The organism is Hartmannibacter diazotrophicus, from assembly GCF_900231165.1.
GTDB lineage: Bacteria > Pseudomonadota > Alphaproteobacteria > Rhizobiales > Pleomorphomonadaceae > Hartmannibacter > Hartmannibacter diazotrophicus.
On sequence record NZ_LT960614.1, the window covers coordinates 4,526,344 to 4,547,458 of the forward strand.

Below are 21,115 nucleotides of genomic sequence, written 5' to 3' on the forward strand. Positions count from 1 at the left end.
AGCACCTCCCCCCGGAAAACAAGCCCTGTTCCTCAACTCGCCAGGTCGCCAGACGATGCGCATGACCAAGCCCACAGGCGCAAAACCCATCGGCATCAGCACGTATTAAGTATGCCACGTCAACGCGCCAAAAGTCGCGCTCGCATCGAGAGAGATTGACGACCGTGAAACCGGCCTTTGACAAGAAATCCGTCCTCATCGGTCCTTGCGAAAGATCCTTTGTCTTCCGTAAACCGATAACGGCAATATGACTTGCCTCCCCAATCGACTTAGTCGAGTTTCTTTTCTGTGGTATGCAAGATGCCAGAAGATACCCGACTGTCAATCCTGCCGGACGGCGCACAACGGCCGAATCCGGTCTGGGAGCGCATTTGTCGCAGGCAAAAGCCGCCGGAAATCCGCGCGTTTCGGGCATTCGGCGCGGCCACGGCCATGGCAGGCCGCTGCGTTGCATATTTTCTGAAAAGGCTTGAAATTTAAATGAAAACGCCGCGGAAAGCCGATTGGCTGACCGCGGCGTCCGATGGGGAACCAGGGACGATTTCCGGCAGGCCTCAGGCCGCCTTGATCCGCTCCAGGGCCTTCGTCATCGTGTCGCCGAGAAGGGCCGCGCGCTGGAACAGCGCCTCGACGGCTTCCTGCATGTTGGTGCTGAGTTCGCCCGTCCGCCGGGCATCCTCGCTGACGCTGATGATCGACTGCGCGACATCGCGCGTGCCCGTCGCCGCCTCGTTGACGTTACGTGCGATCTCGACCGTCGCGGCGTTCTGCTGCTCGGCGGCCGCCGCGATCGTGCTCGAACGCTCCGACATTTCGGCGACCAACTGGCTGGCCGAACGCGAGGCTTCCATGGACACCATGGCGGCCGACTTCATCGCCTGGATTTCGCGGTCGATCTCCTCGGTGGCCTTGGCCGTCTGCCCGGCAAGTGCCTTCACCTCCTGGGCGACGATCGCGAACCCGCGTCCCGCCTCGCCGGCCCGCGCCGCCTCGATGGTCGCATTGAGAGCCAGCAGGTTGGTCTGGGCGGCGATGTCGTTGATCAGCGTCGTGACGTCGCCGATCCGGTCGACGACCGTGTTGAGGGCATCGATGGCCTCGCTGGAGCGCTCGACTTCCTTGACCGCGTTGTTGGCGATTTCCGAGGACGAGCGGACAGCGCCGCTGACTTCGTTGATCGAGGCGGAAAGTTCCTCCGAAGCGCTGGCAACGGTCTGCACGTTCGCTGTGGTCTCCTCGGCGGTGCTCGAAACCGACATCGCGCGATCCGTGGTGGCGGACGCGATCTCCGACAGCGAGCGGGCCGTCTCGTTCAGCGCGCGGGAGGCGGCGATGATCTCCTCGCCGATCGAGCCGACGGTCTCCTGAAGTTCGTCCGCGACGCGGGCCATGTCGACCTTGCGCGCTTCCTCGTTGATCCGACGCTGCTCGCTGGACTGCATTTCCAGAGCCCGCGACCGCGACAACCCCTCACGGAAGACGGCAAGCGCGTCGGTCATCTGGCCGATCTCGTCGCTGCCCGCCTTGGCGAGCGTGACATCGAGATCGCCATTCGCGAGGCGCGAGGTCACATCGGCCAGTCTGCTGAGAGGCTTGGAGACGAGGTAGAAGTTCAGGAAGCCAAGGCCGGCAGCGAAAAGCGCCACCAGACCGGCCGCAAGAAGGCTGATCGATTCGACCGAATGAAGAGCCGACTTCTGGTCGGCCGAGGCGACCTTGCCGCGCTGCTGCAGCGCTGCCTCGACGCTGCCGATATCGCTGTTGAAGGCGCCGAGAAGCTTTGCACCCTCGCCGGTCAGTTCGATCGCGCGGGCGAGATCGACCGTCATCGGGTCGCGCATCAGCTGGATCTGCCGCTCCACGACCGACGACCGCCAGGTATCGAGAGACGCCTTGGCGTTCTGCAGCGTCTTCAGCTCGCCCGGCGCCTCGGCGGCGTAGAGCTCTTCAAGCCTTGCGGACTGGGCATCGATCTTGCCGCTGACGTCCTGATAGGTCGTGACGAAGTCGCGATTTCCGGTCAGGAGGAAATTCTTGAGGGCCAGATTGGCGGCCGTGACATCGTCGGAAAGCTCACCGGTGTCGGACAGCAGGTCGACCAGGGTGAGGTTGTTCTCGACGAGGGTGGTCGCTGTCGTCGCGCGCGAATGAATGATGGCGCTGGTTCCGATGGCGATGAGGGCCAGGATCCCGAATGCCGCAAAGCCTTTCGCACTGACCGATATGTTCTTGAGCATGATCGTCTTCTCTTGTCGATAGGGCTGCACAGAAGCCGCTCTCGTTGGCCCCACGCATGGGAGCCGCGAGAAATTTCACACCGGCGGGCCTCGGAGACGCAGGCCGCCGGACGGGCGGCTCGCTATGTGCCGAATGCCTCACGGCGCTGCAACTCGGTCAGGTTCAGTTCGACCGTGACCGCGCCGATCTCGTTCTGTCCGGAACTGTCCGTCAGCGTGAAGCTGACCTGGCCGCGCCAGATCTTGCTGTCGTCGTCCCATTCCGGATCGTCGACGAAGACTGCATCCTTCGACACATCATAGGTCTTCTGGAACTTGGCTTCGTCGCCCTGCCAGAAATCGCTGGTGATCGAACTCTGCCCGACGTTGAGGCCGTTCTGGTCCATCACGAAGATTTCGGCGTAAAGGCCGATCGAACGCCCCTGCATGCGCGTCAGGTAGATCGAGAGGGGGTTGGACAGCGTCGCCGCGATCAGCGGCTTGTCGTCCATCTCGCGTTCTTTGCGCCACTGCTGATCGAGCTCGTCGATCTTGGCTTGTTCGAGCTTCTGCAACCGGTCATTCTGCGCCGCGACAGAGACCCGGACAATGTCGGTCTCGACCCAGCCCTTGATGTCCTTCATCACCGACGGCGTCAGAAGCGCTTTGAAATCAGGCTGCGGCGGCTCCGCTAAGGCCAGAGTTCCCGAAAGCATCAACGCGGCCACCGAAATCACCAAACGCATCTGTTGCATACCTGCCTCCTTACATTAAGGCAGAGATAGAATGAGCCGATTAACGTCCAGTAAATTGAAACGAACCGGCTACAGAAAACTACTTAAGCTTGAAATTATATTTGTAATACGTTTTTTCATCGAGAAATATATTTCGAACAGGAGTATGTATTCACGAAATTCAATTAACTACGTAATCGCTAAAACTAAATAAAATTCAACTAATTAAATTTTTTATATAAATTTCAACCGATTCACAAGAAAACAGAACGACATTTCAACTACGCCGTAATTGCAGTATGCTGCGACGGTAAACGAGCCGTTCGTAAAGATCGGCCATACCGCGCTATCCGGCAGTATATCCGGCCCAACGGGATGGAGGTCAAAAACAGGCGTCCCTGCAACCGATCCAAGCAGATTGAACGCGTTGACAACGAAAGATTGCTCGTCCATGCACGCGTTCGTTGCCGCAATCGCCTCTCCCGACGACCGCATCCGTGACATCCGACAGGTCGTCGGAAGACGACGTTGCTACAGAAAGGCCATCGTGATGCGCGATACTTGCGGTGACACCAGCCGAAACACCGGAGCACTACTGGTCCAAAGCCACCATTATCCCCGGCATGCCGCAGACCGCGGGGATGAGGACTGGCTGTCATAACAAAGAGAGTGTGGCCATGACTGCCAACGCCCAGATCGTCACCCCCCGCAACATCGAAATCCTCCTTGTCGAGGACAACCCCGGAGACATCGTGCTGACGCGCGAAGCCTTCCGGATGGCCGATATCGGCAACAGCATCAACATCGCCGAAGACGGCGAACTGGCGATCACCTATCTCGACAAGGTGTCCCGGCACGATCCCTCGGTGCCGCGCCCCGACATCATTCTGCTGGACCTCAACCTGCCGCGGCGCAATGGCCGTGAGGTGCTGGAACACGTCAAGCAGCATGAAAGCCTGCGGCGCATTCCCGTCATTGTCCTGACGACGTCGGATCTGCCCGAGGATATCAACGACAGCTATAACCGCCACGCCAATTCCTACATCACCAAGCCGCTCGACATGCGCCAGTTCATGTTCATCGTCTCGACGATCAAGGATTTCTGGTTCGGCGCATCGATGCTGCCGCGCACATAGGCCGGGGCATGCGATTGGGGCCCGGACCTGCGAACGGCGGGCTCGCTCTCGCCCTCAGTTCTTCGCGCCGGCCTGTGCGATACGTCCCTGTGTCGTTGCCTCGGCACCGGACGGTTCTTCTCCGGCGAAATGCCCGTGGTCGAGCGCCACGCGCTCATCGAACACGAAACATCCGCCTTCCCACTGGCTTTGCGATTCCGGCACCTGTTCCAGATAGGCCAGGATGCCGCCCTTCAGGTGGTAGACCTCCTCAAAGCCCTCGGCGAGCATGTAGGCGCTCGCCTTCTCGCACCGGATGCCTCCAGTACAGAACATCGCGATTTTCCGATGCCGCGACGGATCCAGCGTTGCCGTCACATAGGCGGGAAACTCGCTGAAGGAGCCGGTCATAGGGTCGACCGCGCCCCGAAAGCTGCCATGCTCGACCTCGAAATGATTGCGCACGTCGATGACCACGACATCGTCGCTGGAAATGACGGCGTTCCAATCGGCCGGCTCGACATAGGTTCCGACCTGCGAAAGAGGATCGGCCCGTTCCGCGCGCATGGTCACGATCTCGGGCTTCACGCGCACCTTCAGCTTGCCGAACGGCATGGTTTCCGCCTGCGAGAACTTCAACTCCAGCCGATCGAGCCGTCCCTTGAAGGCGGCGCCATGCCGCAGTTCTGCGATGAGGGCTTCAACGTCCGCGTCGGAACCGGCAACCGTGCCGTTGATCCCCTCCTCGGCCAGGAGAAGGGTGCCGAGGATGCCTCGGTCCCGGCAGAAGGCGTCGAGATGCGAGCGCAGGTCCTCGCAATCCGGCAGGCTCACGAACTGATAGAGAGCGGCGACCTTCACGGCCAATTCCAGAAACTCCGATTTCCCCGCAATTCGCCGGCGGTCAGACCGCCTCGAACTCAAGGAGACTGTAGAAGCCCGACAGACCGGCAGGACGGCGCGACACGAAGCGCAGGCCCTTCATGTCCATCAACGATCCGGAGGTGATGCGCGCGTTCCAGCCAAGAAGGTGCCAGAGCGGCGTCAGCAGCTGCCCGACCTGGGCCAAAAGTCCCTTCTCGGATGCGAAATGGCTGAGAATGAGCACCCGTCCGCCCGGGCGGACGACCCGGCGCATCTCCGCCATCACCGCCTCCGCATCCGGCACGACGGTCATCACATACATCGCCATCACGGCGTCGAACGACCCGCTCTCGAAGGACATAGCCGAGGCGTCCATTTCCAGAATGCCATCGACATTCGTCAGGCGGCGCTTGGCCACCCTCTTGCGGGCAATCTCCAGCATGTGGGGGCTGAGATCGATCCCGGTGACCCGGGTTCCGGCGGAATAGAGCGGCAGCGAAATACCCGTGCCGACGCCGACCTCCAGAACGCTGGTGGTGCCTCGTGGCAGGGCCTGAACCGCGTTGCGCCGGGCACCATCCATGATGGCTCCGAAGACCGCATCATAAATTGGCGCCCAGCGGGCATAGGCCGCGACGACCTCGGTCTCGCAAATACGAGAGTCGGCAACCGCCGCCGAGCCATCGAGTCGCCGGCCACGACCGCTGCTGGACCTTTCCTGCATGTCCTGTCCTCTCCCCGCGACCGGGCCGCGCGAACGCGCACCCGCTCCCGTCTCGCAACCGCTTGAAATGCGGGATTGTTCCCTTTCACTCTTGATAGAGGAAATGGGGTCGGTCTTTCAACGGTTCGAAAGGCCCAAAATCGCCTCCTGGCCCCAGCGGTCCGCCTTCATCACCCGTGAAGACTTGCCGCACCGCGAAAGCTGGCGCGGAAACGGGGACGAGGTAGCCATTCAGCCTGACGCCGCCGAAACCAGGCGGTCCGCCGGCTGCCGCGCCGGTTGGGCGTCGAAACGGCTGGAGGTCGCCGCGATGAACCCGCCGCCGAGCACCCGTGCGCCGTCGTCGAGCGAATCGTAGAAGACGCAGGCCTGTCCCGGCGCAACGCCCTGCTCGCCGTCGAAAAGGTCGACGTGCACCGCTCCATTCTCATGGCACAGCAGCGCCGGCTTGGGCGGCCGGGTCGAGCGGACCTTGGCGTAGATTTCAAGGCCCTCGCGCGGCAGGTCGGTCAGTGCGCCGTCGCCAATCCAGTTGACGTCGCGCAGCGTCAGCCGCCCGGTCAGCAGCGCCTCGCGCGGCCCGACCACCACCTGCCGGCGTTCCGAGTCGAGCTTGATCACGAAGAGCGGCTCGCCGAGCGCGATGCCGAGGCCGCGCCGCTGCCCCACAGTATAATGTATGATGCCGTCATGCCGGCCGAGCACGCGCCCGTCGACGTGGACGATGTCTCCGCCCTCGGAAGCGCCCGGCTTCAGCCGTTCGATGACGTCGGCATACTTGCCGGTCGGCACGAAGCAGATGTCCTGGCTGTCATGCTTGTCTGCGACGACGAGGCCCAGGCTGCGGGCGATCTCGCGCGTCTCGGCCTTGGTCAGCCCGCCCAGCGGAAATCGCAGGAAATCGAGCTGATCGCGAGTCGTGGCGAAGAGGAAATAGCTCTGGTCGCGGTCGAGGTCGACCGGCCGGCACAATTCGCGATGGTCTCCGACCTGGACCGAGCGGACATAGTGGCCGGTCGCCAGCGCCGCCGCGCCGAGATTGCGCGCGGTCTCCAGAAGATCGGAAAACTTGACCGTCTGGTTGCAGGCAACGCAGGGGATCGGCGTCTCGCCGTGGATGTAGCTCTCGGCGAAGCTGTCGATCACCGCATTCTTGAAACGCTCTTCATAGTCGAGGACGTAATGCGGAATGCCGAGCGAAGCGGCGACCTCGCGCGCGTCGTGGATGTCCTGGCCGGCGCAGCAGGCGCCCTTGCGATGCACGGCCTCGCCGTGATCGTAAAGCTGCAACGTCATGCCGACGACATCATAGCCTTCACGCTTCAGCAGTCCCGCGACGACCGACGAGTCGACGCCGCCGGACATGGCGACCACGACGCGTGTGTCCTCGGGCCGACCCGGCAGATCGAGGCTGTTCAACATGCTTTTCCTCATTCGGACCCAATATCTGGCGCTCTCGAACTCTCTCGGCGCATGGACGCGTTGTCGACCACCGGGCAGGCAACGTCACACAAGGCAGGACGAGCAAGGCGCCCCGTGCTTCACGCCCCGAAGGCGGAACCGGACAGATGGGCAAGGCCCAGCGAAAACGGTTCTCTCTCTTCCACGCGGCGGCACGGCATTCTTCGTCCTTCCAATAACACCAAACGCGATCCGGCGAAACGGTCGCCCGAAAGCGCGATGGCTTGAGCAGCCGGGACGGCAGTTTTTTCCCACGCTCCCGGCAAGGTCTGCCCTCTGGCGCCGGTGAACCCGCCTCCGAATAGGCAGCCTGCTGGCGCCCGCCCGGCAAAAACATTGTTTTCCAGACCCTTATGAAAAGCCGGAAAACTGGCCTGTCGATTGCGTGGATCACATGCCAATTCGAGGAACACCATGACCATCGCGCCGGCCGCACCCAAACCAGTCGCTCCTACCGCTCCCAATGTGGGAAGCGCGATCGCGTCCGGCAATGCGCCTGCCCAAAGGGAGACCGGTCGCGGCGACTTCGGGACCTATCTTTCCAGGGGACGATCGGCGGCCACGAACGAGACGGTGGACAGGCACGCCGCTCGCAGGGAAGACCGCCCGGACAGGACCTCGCAATCAAGGCACAGGTCCGACGACCGCGCGGACCGGGCCGATGTCCGCCAGGATCGTCATGACCGTACGGCCAGACCTGACCGGGCTGACCGGACCGACCGGCAGTCCCGCGCAGAAGAAAGAGCGTCCGCCGGCCGGTCCGAGCGGCATGCCGTCGACGAGGTGCGGTCCAAGTCGGCCGACATTGCGGAGGCCAAAGACGCAAGGCCAACCAAGGACGCCGAGAAGCCGCAAAGCGCCGAGACGAACGCCGCCAGCGCGGACCACATCGACGACACCACGCAGCAGGCGACCGCCGGGGCCAACGCACCCGATCGTTCCGAAGCCGAGGCACTTGCCAGCACGCGCCGCGCCTATCCGTGCGACAAACATCGCGCCGACCGGAAAACGGATGGCGGCGACGCCCCCGCCGACGTTGCGGACGCCAGCGCCGCTGACACCGGATCGGAAACCGCCCAGACGGACGCCGCATCGTCCGACGCCACATCGTCTGAGGTCACCGAGCCAGAGACCACGCAGTCCGAGGCCGCAGGGCCCGAGACCACACAGTCCGACGACGCGCTGGCTGACGCCGCAGAGACCGCCTTGCCCGAAGCAACCGGCACGCAGACCTCTCCGGCATCGGACGACACCGCAGCAACCGATGCCGCCAGCACGGACGACGCGGAAGCGCCGGCCGCAGCCGCCGATGGCGAGGCAACCGACGTTGCCCTGCCACCGGAACAGCCTGCCCCGGCACCGGTGCCAGAGGAAGTGTTCCCTCCCGCGCCTCTCCCGGTCGCAGCCGATGCGGAAGGCCCTGCCGGCGACACGCCGAATGCCTCGGCCAGCACCGACGAGACCGCGGCTGCGACGGACGAGGCTCCGGACAATCTCCCGCCCACTCCGCCGGCGCTGCCAGAAGAGCAGAGCGCTGCCGCAGACGATGCCGAAACGTCAGCCGGGACGGACGATGCCAAAGCGTCCGACGAGGCGGACGGAGCCACGGACGAGCAGGACGCGGCCTCGCCGAATGATGACGAGCCGGCACTGCCGGACGATACGTCGCTCGATCTGGTTGCCGCAGCCATCCCGCCCGCGCCGGCGCCCGTCGAAGCGGCGCCGGTTGCCGCCGATCAGTCATCCGGCACAGACGCAGGGACGCCGCCTCTCGCCGAGAGCGCTTCCCAGCCCCGCGAGCCCGCGTCACCGGCGCCGTTGCCCACGTCACCGGTTGCCTCCCCCGAACAGGCCGCGACGGCAGACGCCGACGCAACCGGCGACACCGGCGGCACTGGCACGATCGCCGATAAAACGGTCGCGGTTTCCGCGGACGGCGATGCGGCTATACCGGCTTCAAATGAATATGCTGACGTCCCGGACGGCACGGAGAACGCTGTCCCGACCGATGCTGTCGACGTTCCTGTCGAAGAACCCGTCCAGGAAATTGCCGCGGACAGCCTGATCGACATGTCATCCGTCGACGACGCCGAGACGGCGGCGTCGAAGCCCGCGACCGATCAGGCGGCGGCGCCGGGCCCCAGGGAACCCCGCCCTGAGGCACGGCCGATGCCGCCGCACGCGCAAGGCGCGAGCCATGCCTCGGCCACCGCGGCCCAGCACGCCAACGCCCAGTCTCCCGTGGCGGCCGTCAATGCCGCCGGAGACGCATCCCAGACGAATGCGGCGCCCGATCTGTCGAAAGTGACGGTGATCCAGGAGCAGGCCCCTGCCAAGACGCCGGACGCGGATGCCGGCAAGCAGGTCCAGGTCGACGACGGACTGACGGCGACCGTGCGCGTCCGCCATCTGGACGCAGCGCCCCGCCAGCCCGACCCCGCGGTCCAGACCGCCCCGGCCGGCACGTCGACGCAATCCGCCGCGAGTGTCTCGCAGCAGGCCGCGACGCAGGCCGGAGCCATATTGGCGGCAAGCGCCGCGCCCGGTGCGGCCAACGCACGGCCGACCTCCACGGCTTCGACCGAGAAGGCATCGGCCGGCGATGGCGACGCGGTCGATGCGGACGGCGTCACCACCCAGTCCACGCCCGCCCGCGCGGGTGCGGAAGCGAACTCCCGTGCGGAGGGAGTGCGCGCGCCGGTCTCCGGCGTCAGCGATGCGGCGGTCGCCTTTGCGCGTCGCATGGCGGAGGCTGCCTCGGGCCGCCGTGACAACCTGTCGAAACCGACTGGCGACGATTTTGCCTCCCTGCTCGGCCGCCAGTCGCCCTCGACCATCACGACGACACCCCTCGGCACCGCCACTGCGACCACGACGGCGACCCCGCCATCCCTGCCCGTGCAGCAAATCGCCAGCCAGATGGCCGGCGCCGCCCTCACGGGCCAGAGCAAGTTCGACATCAATATCGAGGGCGACGACCTCGGCCGCGTCGAGGTCCGGCTCGATATCCACCACGATGGCCGCACCCACGCCCATATCGTCGTCGACCGCAAGGAGACGCTCGACATGATGATGCGCGACCAGCGCCATCTGGAGCAGGCCCTGCGCGACTCCGGCCTGGAAGCCGGCGAGGACACCCTCTCCTTCTCGCTGCGCGACGACGGCACCGGGGACAGCCGGCACGATCGCCAGGAGGATCGCGACAACCGCGGCCCTCGCCCGGTCGATATGGCAAAGGCAGCAGAGACGCCGGCCAGCGCCCAGATCGTCGCCGCTTACACCGCCAAGGCCAACGGACGCATCGACCTCAGGGTCTGATGCGCGTTTGACAGCAACCGAACCATCTGGAAGTCACCATGGACGTTTCCGCACTGAGCAGCCCCTCCTCGTCGACGACAAAGTCGGCGAACGCGGCCAGTTCCCTGCTGTCGAACTACGATACCTTCCTGACGCTGCTGACGACGCAGCTGACGACGCAGAACCCGCTCGACCCCATGGACGCCGACAAGTTCACCGAACAGCTCACGGCTTTCTCGTCGGTCGAACAGCAGATCGAGACCAACTCGAATCTGGAGGACATGCTCTCCGCCCTGTCGGCGAGCGCCGCGCTCAACCTCGTCAACTACGTCGGAAAATCCGTCACCGCGCTCTCCGATACGACGCAGCTGTCGGGCGGCAGCGCCCAGTGGACCTACACGATGGGCAACGATGCGGAGACGGTCGACGTGACCATCACCAACTCCGCGGGTGCTGTCGTCGCAAACGACAAGATCAAGGCGAATGCCGGAACCAACACCTATACGTGGGACGGCACGACGAGAAACGGCGGCGAGGCCACCGAAGGCGACAACTACACGATCTCCTTCTCGGCGACCGATTCCGACGGCAAGTCCGTCCCCGTCACGACCCAGGTCAAGGGCAAGGTCTCGGCCGTCGACGTTTCCGGGTCCGAGCCCTATCTTGTGGTAAACGGTTCGTCGGTTCCGCTGAGCGGTGTGCTTTCCGTCAACAACTGAACGAATATCAACCAAAATCGCCAAAGCCTTAACGCGGTGTCCCCGAAGGGACGCCGCGCCGAAGGCGTTGGCCGGCAGGTCTGATCGCTCCAAGATGTTGACGGTGCGCGACAAATGTCGTTCCGGGGCGGCCCCTCGGGCTTTCCGCCATGGCGGTGTGGTCGCAACCGGACCTTCACCATAACGGGCCACATGCTTGACCATTCGTTAGGAAATCACTTCAAATTTCCCGCCTCAAGTCATTATGATTATTACTGAATTGTTGCCAGCCAGTTAGGCTATTTTTAAGTCGCGCGGTGTAGTTTCCACAACTGGACAGGTCGAGTTCAGTGTGAGAGTACGATGACCGAGCAAATACGTCCGCGCGTAAAATATGTGATCGGCCCAGACGGTAGTCCGCTGACGATCGCAGATCTTCCGCCGGAAAACACCAAGCGTTGGGTGATCCGTCGCAAGGCAGAAGTAGTCGCTGCCGTTCGCGGCGGCCTGCTGTCTCTGGAGGAGGCCTGCAGTCGTTATACGCTGACGGTCGAGGAATTCCTCTCCTGGCAGCAGTCGATCGACAAGCACGGGCTTGCTGGTCTGCGCGCAACGCGGGTCCAGCAGTATCGCCCCTGACGAACCGACCGGAAGCGACCGCCTGCAAAGCCCCAACGACATGGCCGAGCAGTCCGACGGGTAAATGCGTTTCACTGGAACGGGCACAGCCAAATGGGCGGCTTTCCTCGGAAAGCCGCCCTTTTTGCGTCTTGGACAGAGAAACGGCCGCGACATCGGATTGTGGGACCGGATTGCGGCACCGCCGACGCGGGCTCGCTGTCGTCCTTTGCGGCCCTTCCGTCCGCCGCGCAATCGTTCTCATTCTGACAAAAATAATTCCTGGTTTGTGCTCCCGGCGCCCCGATAGGCAAAAATTGCCGGGTTTCCGGTTGAGCCATGGACCGGATTTCGGGCCGCAAGGGCCATTCAAAACGCCTTGTTCCGTCGGGCGTTAACAACTTGTTTACCGAGTTGGGGGGAAATTATTGCCGGGTTCGGGAAACGGGTTCGCCATCGCGTTCGCAGTAGGCGGCGCATCCGGCCGATCCGGCCAGAGCATCGGGCCGAAACGCCTGTCTCCACGATGACGGGGATGGACGCGGTTTTCGGACAATCCGGTGCTCCGGCATCAAGAGGGCAGAGCCGCGGGAAATCGGCTCAACGACAAGAACGGATCGTTTCCGAGAGGCATTGGAGTGGGGCGTGAACGGGCTATTTGACGTCATCAAGTCGATGGGACCGGCACGATTGGGTGCCATGGGCGCGGTCGCGCTCGGCCTCGTCGCCTTTTTCGCCTTCATGATCATGCGCTTCAACGAAGTGCAGATGGCCCCGCTCTATTCCGGCCTGTCCTTCGAGGACTCGTCCGCGGTCGTCAAGGAACTCGACAGCCTGAACATTCCCTATGAACTCAGGGAAGAGGGCAAGACGATCCTTGTCGCCGATGCCGACGTCCTCAAGCTGCGCATGCAGCTTGCCGAAAACGGCCTGCCGACCGGCGGCGGCGTCGGCTACGAGATTTTCGACAAGTCCGATGCCCTCGGCACCACCAGCTTCGTCCAGAACGTCAATCATCTGCGCGCGCTGGAAGGCGAGCTCGGCCGCACGATCCGCGCCCTCGATCGCGTCGAGCAGGCCCGCGTCCATCTGGTCCTTCCCGAACGCCAGCTCTTCAAGAAGGATGCGGAAAAGCCCACCGCCTCCGTCGTCCTGAAAACCCGCGGACAGCTCGAGACGGCCCAGATCCGGGCGATCCAGCATCTCGTCGCCTCGGCCGTTCCGGGGCTTCAGCCCTCGCGCATCTCGATTGTCGACGAAACCGGCCGCCTGCTCGCCTCGGGCGAGGACGGCGACGACCAGGGCCTCTTCGCCTCCAACCTCGACGAGCGCACGACCTCCTACCAGAACCGGATGGAAAACAAGATCGAGGAGATCATCGCCTCGGTGGTCGGTCCCGGCCGCGCCCGCGTCAAGGTCAGCGCCGAGCTTGATTTCAACCGCGTCACCCAGACCGAGGATCACTTCGATCCGGATGGCCAGGTTGTCCGCTCCTCGCAGAACCGCGAGGAAAACTCCTCCACGGTCAACCCCAATGGCGAGGTCACCGTCGGCAACCAGGTGCCGAACGGCGGCAACGGCAACGACGGCCAGAGCCCGACGGACCAGACCAGCAAGACCGAGGAGGTCGTCAACTACGAGATTTCCAAGACCTCGCGCACCGAAGTGGTCGAGGCCGGCGGCCTGAAGCGCCTTTCGGTCGCTGTCCTCGTCGACGGCAGCTATGCCCCCGACGCCAACGGCAACATGGTCTATTCGCCGCGCACCCAGGAGGAGCTCGACCGCATCTCCGCGCTCGTGCGCACGGCCATGGGCTACAGCCAGGACCGGGGCGACCAGATCGAGGTCGTCAACCTGCGCTTTGCCGAAGGGCCGCCCTCCCTGCCGGTCGACGGCATCGCGCCGGGCCTGTTCGACTTCGACAAGTCCGACATCATGCGGCTGGCGGAACTGGGCGTGATGGGCGTCATGACCCTGCTGGTCCTGCTCTTCGCCGTGCGCCCGCTGGTCAAGCGCATCCTTTCGCCCGAGCGCATCACCGAGCACGTCGCCATCACCAACCAGTCGGCGACCATGGTCGACGAAAACGGCAACATCGTTCCCCTGGTGGAAGGTCAGAGCGGCGAGCTCACCGCCATCGAGGCGCAATCGGAAGTCAGTCGCATCGATGAGGCCCAGGCTCAGGGCGAAGCCCAGATGGTCGAGATCAAGAAGGTCGGCAAGCTCGTCGACGAGAACCCGATCGAGGCCTCGATCATCATCCGTAACTGGCTTCTGGAGGCCGCCTGACCATGGCTGCCGCATCCAATCTCGTCCAGGCCATGTCGGCCAACGGGCTGACGGTCTCCTCGGACTCCGAAAGCCGCATTCTCCAGGGCCCGGAGAAGGCTGCCGTGATCATGCTCGCCCTCGGCGAGAAGTTCGGAGCGCCGATCTGGGGCCTGATGGACGAAAGCGAGGTCAAGGCGATCTCCATCGCCATGTCGCGGATCGGCCCGATCACGCCGAAGATGCTGGACGAACTCCTCGTCGAGTTCGTCACCTCGGTCAGTTCGACCGGCGCTCTGACCGGCAACCTCGACACCACCGAGCGGCTGCTCTCCTCCGTGCTGCCGCCGGAAAAGGTTTCCTCCATCATGGAGGAAATCCGCGGCCCGGCCGGCCGCAACATGTGGGAGAAGCTCTCCAACGTGCACGAGAACGTGCTCGCCAACTATCTGAAGAACGAATATCCGCAGACCGTCGCCGTCGTCCTGTCGAAGATCCGCTCCGAGCATGCCGCCAAGGTGCTCTCGATTCTGCCTGAGGAATTCGCGCTGGAGGTGGTGAACCGGATGCTGCGCATGGAAGCCGTGCAGAAGGACATTCTCGACAAGGTCGAGCAGACCCTGCGCATCGAGTTCATGTCCAACCTGTCGACGACCCAGCGCCGCGATTCGCACGAGTTGATGGCCGAGATCTTCAACAAGTTCGACCGCACGACCGAGGCCCGTTTCCTCACCGCCCTTGAGGACGAGAACCGCGACTCGGCCGATCGCATCAAGACCCTGATGTTCACCTTCGACGACCTCGGCAAGCTCGACGCCGCCTCGATCCAGACGATGCTGCGGTCGGTGGAAAAGGACAAGCTGGCGCTGGCGCTCAAGGGTGCCAACGACACGGTGCGCGACTTCTTCTTCCAGAACATGTCGACCCGCGCCGCCGCGCTGCTGAAGGAAGACATGGAGGCTCTTGGCCCCGTGCGCCTGCGCGACGTCGACGAGGCGCAGTCGTCCATGATCAACACCGCCAAGGATCTCGCCGCGCGGGGCGAGATCATGATTACCAAGAACAAGGGTGAGGACGAGCTCGTCTACTGACGACTGGTCTCGCGAAAGGATCATTTGATGGCATCGCCCGCCCGCTTCATGTTCGACAATGACTTTGCCGCCCCGCCCCCGCCGCCGGAGCCCGAGGCGCCCAAGGTTCCGATGATCGAGGTCTCCGTGCACGAGGCCCTGATGGCCGACGCCGTGCGGCGCGCGCACGAGCGCGGCGTCGTCGAGGGTCGCAACGACGCGGAGGTGAAGGCCGCCGGCCGGCTCGCCGACGAGGCCGCCCGCCTCGCCTCGGCCGCGCAGTCGATCCTCGCCATTCTCGACACGGAGCGCCTGCGCATCGAAAAGGACGCTTTGCAGCTTGCCGAAGTCATCGGACGCCAGCTTGCGCGGGAACTCGTCGACATGCACCCAAGGGATGCTATCATGTCGGTGATTACCGAGGCGCTCGCGCCGCTGCGCCAGACCCCGCACTTGGTGGTGCGCCTGAGCGCCGATGACGCCGAGCCGATCGGCGCCGAACTGAAGAAACTCGCGCACGAGCGCGGCTTCGAGGGCCGGCTCGTCATTCTTGGCGAAGACAGTATCGAGCGCGGCGACTGCCGCATCGACTGGGCGGACGGCGGGATCGTTCTCAATCGCGCGGACTGCGAGGAAGCGGTCTCGCGCGCCATCGACCTGCATATCGTCGGAATGGAAGAGGAAGCCCGTCTTGCGGCGGGAAAAGCCGCAAGCGGCACGTCGGCAGAAGCCGCCGGTGAGGCGGCCGGCAACGAGCCGGACAGCAAGGCGATTTCGAGAGAAGAACGCGCCGCGCGGCGGCGCATGAACAGGTCCGAAACGGCATGAGCGAAGAAGAGGAAGAAGGCGGTCTGGCGCTGGACGAGCATGAGGTCGCGCGCAGGGCCGAGATGGACGACGAGGATCCGAACCAGGCCCACGCCGCCAACGAGCTGGAGGCCGTGTTCGACGTCCCCGTGCGCGTCTCGGCGATCCTCGGCCGCGCCCGTCTGCCCGTCTCCGACATCCTGAAGATGTCGACCGGAACCGTGATCGAACTCGACCGCAAGGTCGGCGAGGCGATCGACATTTTTGTGAACAACCGTCTGGTGGCCCGCGGCGAGGTCGTGCTCGTCGAGGACCGGCTCGGCGTGACGATGACCGAGATCATCAAGTCTGACAAATGAGGCCATTGCCTGCCTGGGCGCGAAGCGGACCGCGCCGGCAAGGCTACCCCGAGGGAATGAAGACCATGCGACTGCTTATCGTCGGAACACTGTCTGGCCAGCTCACGGCCGCGACGCGGATCGCGCTCGACAAGGGTGCGGCGGTCGTGCATGCCGACAGCATCGACATGGCGATGCGGACCCTGCGCTCGGGCCGGGGCGCGGACCTCGTGATGATCGATGTCGGCCTGCCGATCGCGACCCTGATCCTGAGCCTTGAGGCCGAGCGCATCCATATTCCGGTGGTCGCCTGCGGCACCGCGACCGATGCGAGGGCCGCCGTCGATGCCATCCGCGCCGGCGCCAAGGAATATATCCCGCTGCCGCCGGATGCCGAGCTCATCGCAGCAGTCCTCTCGGCCGTCTCGGCCGAAAGCCGCGACCTCGTCGTGCGCGACGATGCCATGGCCATGGTCGTCAAGCTCGCCGACCAAATCGCCCCGTCGGAAGCCTCGGTCCTGATCACCGGCGAATCGGGCACCGGCAAGGAGGTGCTGGCCCGCCACGTCCACGCCAAGTCGGGCCGCGCCGACAAGCCCTTCGTCTCGGTCAACTGCGCCGCCATCCCCGAGCACCTGCTGGAATCGGAACTCTTCGGCCACGAGAAGGGCGCCTTCACCGGCGCCGTGGCCCGCCGCATCGGCAAGTTCGAGGAAGCGACTGGCGGCACCCTGCTGCTCGACGAAATCTCCGAGATGGACGTTCGACTGCAAGCCAAGCTCCTGCGCGCCATCCAGGAGCGGGTCATCGACCGCGTCGGCGGCCAGAAGCCCGTGCCGGTCGACATCCGCATCATCGCGACCTCGAACCGCAATCTTGCCGATGCCGTGCGCGAGGGCACCTTCCGCGAGGACCTTCTCTACCGCCTCAACGTGGTGAACCTGAAGCTGCCGCCGCTGCGCGAGCGCACCGCCGACATTTCGGCGCTGTCGGACCATTTCGCCCGCAAGTATTCCGAGATCAACGGCCTGCCGGCCCGCCCGATCTCCACCGATGCCAAGCGCGAGTTGATGGCCGCCCCCTGGCGCGGCAACGTGCGGGAACTGGAGAACACCATTCACCGCGCGGTGCTGCTGGCGACCGGCGACGAAATCGGTATCGATGCGATCCGCTCGCCGGACGGCTCCCGCCTTGGCGGCGCGGCCGGGGCCGGCGCCGAGGACAGCAACGCCGCACGCGCCGCCGCGACCGCAGAGGCCGTCACCCGCGCGCTCGTCGGGCGCACGGTCGCCGACGTGGAGCGCGACCTGATCCTCGATACGCTCGACCATTGCCTCGGCAACCGCACCCACGCAGCCCGCATCCTCGGCATCTCGATCCGCACGCTGCGCAACAAGCTCAACGAATATTCCGACGCCGGGCTCGACATCCCCGCGCCGGGCGAGGTGCGCTCGGCGGTGGCGTAGGGCAAATCCAGGAAAACGAAAATATCCCGGAAAACGGCAGCGCCGGACCGAGGCTCAACCAACGAGAAGCTTGAGGCCGACCACCGCCAGCGTGACGGCCAGGAGATAGCGCAGCGCCTTGTCCGGGATCACCGGCGAGAGCCAGCTTCCGACGATGATGCCCGGAACCGAGCCGACGAGCAGCGAGATCAGCATCATCATGTCGACGGTGCCGACCATCACGTGGCCGAGCCCGGCCACCATGGTCAGCGGCACCGCATGGGCGATGTCCGAACCGACCAGCCGGACGATCGGCAGGCGTGGATAGAGCAGGATGAGCGCCGTTACGCCGATGGCCCCCGCCCCGATCGACGACAGCGAGACGAGAACCCCCAGGGCGGCCCCGACGGCAATTGTCAAAGGTGCGCGCACGGACGCGTCCTGTGACACCGACCATTCCTTCGCCTGGCGCGTCAGATGCCTGCGCCAGACCAGGCCGGCCGATGTCAGCAGCAGAATGCCGCCGAGCAGCTTGGTGATGAAGTCGTCGGTGCTTTCCGACTGCTGCAGATCGAAATGGGCGATGAGGCCGACGGTAAGCAGCGCCGCCGGCACGCTGCCGAGGGCCAGCAGACCGACGACGCGCCAGTCCGTGGTGCCCTTGAAGCCATGCACCGCCGTGCCGACCAGCTTGGTGATGCTGGCATAGAGCAGGTCCGTGCCGACGGCCGTCGCCGGCTTCACGCCGAAGAAGAGAACGAGCAACGGCGTCATCAGCGAGCCACCGCCAACGCCGGTCAGCCCGATCAGGCATCCGACCAGCAGACCGGCGACGCTGTAGGACCATTGGATCGAGGCGAGAAGGTCAGTCAGGCGAAGCGCCCCCCGGATCGGGTGTCCTTGTCCCCGGCACTGCCAGTCTGCGGGCGGACACTCTGTGACATTGGCTCGGACCGGATATCCGGCGGTTGGAGACCGGCACTCAACGTCTTGCGACCGCTGCAGTTCCCCTCGGGGGTCCGTCTCCACGCAGAGCCTATAGCATGGAGCCCGGTCGGGAAAAGCACCGCAGAATGACGGATCGGCCACACCGCCGGCTAAAGTCCTGTCAATATTGAATTTTGCCCGCCGTGAACGCCGCCATTAACCAATCGGTAACCATGCTCCCGGCAAATATTGCCTAGTTTCATGCGTTCTGGCTGATTTGGGGGAAAGCGGCGCGATGTCCGATACAAGCGTGGTCACAAGCGAAGAGGCGCCGTCAGGCGGCCTTCCGAGCATCGCCCACCTGAAGGGGATGGTTCTGCGCGGCGACGTCGGGCTGGCGCTCGGTGTGATGACCATTCTGGTCGTCCTCATCGTCCCGATGCCGGGCATCCTGCTCGATCTCTTCCTCGCCATCTCCATCATTCTTTCCGTGATGGTCCTGATGACGTCGCTCTTCGTGCAGAAGCCGCTGGAGTTCACGTCCTTCCCGACGGTGCTCCTCATCGCGACCATGCTGCGGCTGGCGCTGAACCTTGCCTCGACCCGCCTCATCCTCGCCAACGGTCACGAAGGCGGCGCGGCGGCCGGCCATGTCATCGAGGCCTTCGGCAGCTTCGTGATGGGCGGCAACTTCGTCATCGGCCTCATCGTCTTCGCCATTCTTGTGGTGGTGAACTTCGTCGTCATCACCAAGGGTTCCGGGCGCATCGCCGAAGTCGCGGCCCGCTTCACCCTCGACGCCATGCCCGGCAAGCAGATGGCGATCGACGCCGACCTGTCCGCCGGACTGATCGACGAAAATTCGGCCCGCCAGCGCCGCAAGGATCTGGAGGACGAAAGCGCCTTTTTCGGCGCCATGGACGGTGCCTCGAAATTCGTCCGCGGCGACGCGATCGCCGGCCTCCTGATCACCTTCATCAACATCATCGGCGGCATCATCATCGGCGTGATGCAGATGGACCTCACCTTCTCCGAGGCCAGCCACTCCTACACGCTGCTCACCGTCGGCGACGGTCTCGTCTCCCAGATCCCGGCGCTGATCGTCTCGACCGCCGCCGGCATGCTCGTCTCCAAGGCCGGTGTCACCGGCGCCGCCGACAAGGCCCTCGTCACGCAGTTTTCCAACTACCCGACGGCCCTCGGCATGTCGTCCTTCGTGATGTGCGTGCTCTCGCTGCTGCCGGGCATGCCGATGCTGCCCTTCCTGGCGCTGGCGGCGGGCGCGGGCACCCTGGCGTTCCGGGCCGAGAAGAACAACAAGGCGAAACGGGCCAAGGTGGTGTCCGACAAGGCCAAGGCCGACGCACCGCCGCCGCCGCCCGCCGAGGAGCCGATCTCGTCGGCTCTCAAGATCGACGAACTCAAGATCGAATTCGGCTATGGCCTGCTGCCGCTCATCAACGGCAACGGCGGCACCGGCGACAGGCTGTCCGACCAGATCAAGGCGCTGCGCCGCCAGATCGCCTCGGAGATGGGCTTCGTCATGCCGCCCGTCCGGCTGCTCGACAACGTGCAGCTCCAGGGCAACGACTATGTCATCAAGGTCAAGGAAGTGGACGCCGGCACCGGCACGATCTTCCCCAACCAGTTCATGGTCATGGATCCGACGGGCGGCAATGTTGGCCTGCCGGGCACGCAGACCACCGAGCCGACCTTCGGCCTGCCCGCGACATGGGTCGAGGGCTCCCTGCGCGAGGAGGCGGCGATCCGGGGCCTCACCGTCGTCGATCCGGCGACCGTGCTCTCCACCCATCTCTCCGAGGTGCTCAAGAACAACGTCGCCGAACTGCTCTCCTATGCCAACGTCAAGTCGCTCCTGAAGGAACTGCCGAAGGAGCAGGCCAAGCTCGTGGAAGACATTTCGCCGAGCCAGATTTCCACCTCCGGCATCCAGCGCATCCTGCAGCAGCTCCTCGCCGAGCGCATCTCTATCCGCGACCTGTCGACCATCATGGAAGGCATCGCCGAGGCGCTGGCCTTCACACGCTCCACGCAGTCGATTGCCGAGCACGTGCGCACGCGCCTTGCCCGCCAGCTCTGCGCCCAGCATACCTCGCCGAACGGCTACCTGCCGCTCATCACCATGTCGCCGGCCTGGGAGCAGGCCTTCATCGAGGCGCTCGTCGGCGAGGGCGACGAGAAGCGCCTCGCCATGGCTCCCTCCAAGCTGCAGGAATTCGTCACCAAGGTGCGCGATGCCTTCGAGGACGCCGCCAAGAAGGGCGAATTGCCTGTCCTCATGACGAGCCAGATGGCCCGCCCCTACGTCCGCTCCATCGTCGAGCGCTTCCGGCCCCACACGGTGGTCATGAGCCAGGCCGAGGTCCATCCGCGCGCGCGGCTGAAGACGGTCGGCTCGATCTGACGCCGACACCGAAGGGCCAACTGCCGCCGACCCCGGGGTGAGAGCGCAACGGAAAGTCGTCGAAACGCGACAGCATTGACGAAGGCTTAAGGGGATTGCGCCATTTTG

General features: G+C 64.5%; 17 protein-coding genes. 10 read left to right on the forward strand and 7 right to left on the reverse strand.

Annotated elements, in window-relative coordinates:
- Positions 1 to 554: 554 nt before the first annotated feature.
- Both HDIA_RS20950 and HDIA_RS20955 read right to left on the reverse strand, forming a co-directional pair.
- On the reverse strand, positions 555 to 2,237 hold the full coding sequence (locus HDIA_RS20950; RefSeq protein ID WP_099557917.1) for a methyl-accepting chemotaxis protein: 1,683 nt from the start codon (positions 2,235 to 2,237) through the stop codon (positions 555 to 557).
- Between the two features lie 122 nt (positions 2,238 to 2,359).
- A complete protein-coding gene (locus HDIA_RS20955) occupies positions 2,360 to 2,971 on the reverse strand; it encodes a hypothetical protein (protein WP_099557918.1) in 612 nt (203 codons plus the stop codon).
- A 656-nt stretch (positions 2,972 to 3,627) separates the two neighbouring features.
- Between HDIA_RS20955 and HDIA_RS20960 the strand changes: the two genes are divergently transcribed.
- Positions 3,628 to 4,086 carry a response regulator gene (locus tag HDIA_RS20960; RefSeq protein WP_099557919.1) on the forward strand — a complete coding sequence of 153 codons (459 nt, stop codon included), beginning with the start codon at positions 3,628 to 3,630 and terminating at the stop codon, positions 4,084 to 4,086.
- A 54-nt stretch (positions 4,087 to 4,140) separates the two neighbouring features.
- Here HDIA_RS20960 and trhO read toward each other — a convergent pair whose 3' ends face one another.
- The 4 genes from trhO to HDIA_RS25480 form a co-directional block, all read right to left on the reverse strand.
- Positions 4,141 to 4,932: an oxygen-dependent tRNA uridine(34) hydroxylase TrhO gene (trhO, locus tag HDIA_RS20965; protein ID WP_099557920.1), complete on the reverse strand. Its 792-nt coding sequence runs from the start codon at positions 4,930 to 4,932 to the stop codon at positions 4,141 to 4,143.
- A 37-nt stretch (positions 4,933 to 4,969) separates the two neighbouring features.
- The gene (locus tag HDIA_RS20970; RefSeq protein ID WP_099557921.1) at positions 4,970 to 5,653 is read right to left on the reverse strand and encodes a class I SAM-dependent methyltransferase; all 684 of its coding nucleotides are present in this window, start codon (positions 5,651 to 5,653) and stop codon (positions 4,970 to 4,972) included.
- A 231-nt stretch (positions 5,654 to 5,884) separates the two neighbouring features.
- Entirely contained in the window at positions 5,885 to 7,075 is a 1,191-nt protein-coding gene (gene mnmA / locus HDIA_RS20975) for a tRNA 2-thiouridine(34) synthase MnmA (RefSeq protein ID WP_099557922.1), read from the reverse strand.
- A gap of 119 nt (positions 7,076 to 7,194) precedes the next feature.
- A complete protein-coding gene (locus HDIA_RS25480; RefSeq protein ID WP_157775762.1) occupies positions 7,195 to 7,554 on the reverse strand; it encodes a hypothetical protein in 360 nt (119 codons plus the stop codon).
- Between the two features lie 343 nt (positions 7,555 to 7,897).
- Between HDIA_RS25480 and HDIA_RS20980 the strand changes: the two genes are divergently transcribed.
- The 8 genes from HDIA_RS20980 (at position 7,898) to flbD (ending at position 17,676) form a co-directional block, all read left to right on the forward strand.
- Positions 7,898 to 10,432: a flagellar hook-length control protein FliK gene (locus HDIA_RS20980; protein ID WP_099557923.1), complete on the forward strand. Its 2,535-nt coding sequence runs from the start codon at positions 7,898 to 7,900 to the stop codon at positions 10,430 to 10,432.
- 38 nt (positions 10,433 to 10,470) lie between these two features.
- Complete coding sequence (locus HDIA_RS20985) at positions 10,471 to 11,130, forward strand: flagellar hook assembly protein FlgD (protein ID WP_099557924.1); 660 nt, start codon at positions 10,471 to 10,473, stop codon at positions 11,128 to 11,130.
- A gap of 342 nt (positions 11,131 to 11,472) precedes the next feature.
- Positions 11,473 to 11,748, forward strand: coding sequence for a CtrA inhibitor SciP (gene sciP, locus HDIA_RS20990; protein WP_099557925.1), 276 nt, complete (start codon positions 11,473 to 11,475; stop codon positions 11,746 to 11,748).
- Positions 11,749 to 12,372: 624 nt separating this feature from the next.
- Positions 12,373 to 14,016, forward strand: coding sequence for a flagellar basal-body MS-ring/collar protein FliF (gene fliF / locus HDIA_RS20995; RefSeq protein ID WP_099559068.1), 1,644 nt, complete (start codon positions 12,373 to 12,375; stop codon positions 14,014 to 14,016).
- 32 nt (positions 14,017 to 14,048) lie between these two features.
- The gene (gene fliG / locus HDIA_RS21000) at positions 14,049 to 15,086 is read left to right on the forward strand and encodes a flagellar motor switch protein FliG (RefSeq protein WP_245884313.1); all 1,038 of its coding nucleotides are present in this window, start codon (positions 14,049 to 14,051) and stop codon (positions 15,084 to 15,086) included.
- Positions 15,087 to 15,113: 27 nt separating this feature from the next.
- Complete coding sequence (locus HDIA_RS21005; protein WP_099557927.1) at positions 15,114 to 15,893, forward strand: FliH/SctL family protein; 780 nt, start codon at positions 15,114 to 15,116, stop codon at positions 15,891 to 15,893.
- A gap of 62 nt (positions 15,894 to 15,955) precedes the next feature.
- Positions 15,956 to 16,231, forward strand: coding sequence for a flagellar motor switch protein FliN (fliN, locus tag HDIA_RS21010; protein WP_425432960.1), 276 nt, complete (start codon positions 15,956 to 15,958; stop codon positions 16,229 to 16,231).
- A 65-nt stretch (positions 16,232 to 16,296) separates the two neighbouring features.
- The gene (flbD, locus tag HDIA_RS21015; protein ID WP_099559069.1) at positions 16,297 to 17,676 is read left to right on the forward strand and encodes a sigma-54-dependent transcriptional regulator FlbD; all 1,380 of its coding nucleotides are present in this window, start codon (positions 16,297 to 16,299) and stop codon (positions 17,674 to 17,676) included.
- A 54-nt stretch (positions 17,677 to 17,730) separates the two neighbouring features.
- Here the strand turns inward: flbD and HDIA_RS21020 are convergent, their stop codons facing one another.
- Positions 17,731 to 18,528: a sulfite exporter TauE/SafE family protein gene (locus tag HDIA_RS21020; protein ID WP_197708188.1), complete on the reverse strand. Its 798-nt coding sequence runs from the start codon at positions 18,526 to 18,528 to the stop codon at positions 17,731 to 17,733.
- Between the two features lie 349 nt (positions 18,529 to 18,877).
- Between HDIA_RS21020 and flhA the strand changes: the two genes are divergently transcribed.
- On the forward strand, positions 18,878 to 21,007 hold the full coding sequence (gene flhA, locus HDIA_RS21025) for a flagellar biosynthesis protein FlhA (protein ID WP_099557929.1): 2,130 nt from the start codon (positions 18,878 to 18,880) through the stop codon (positions 21,005 to 21,007).
- The last annotated feature ends 108 nt before the right edge of the window (positions 21,008 to 21,115 follow it).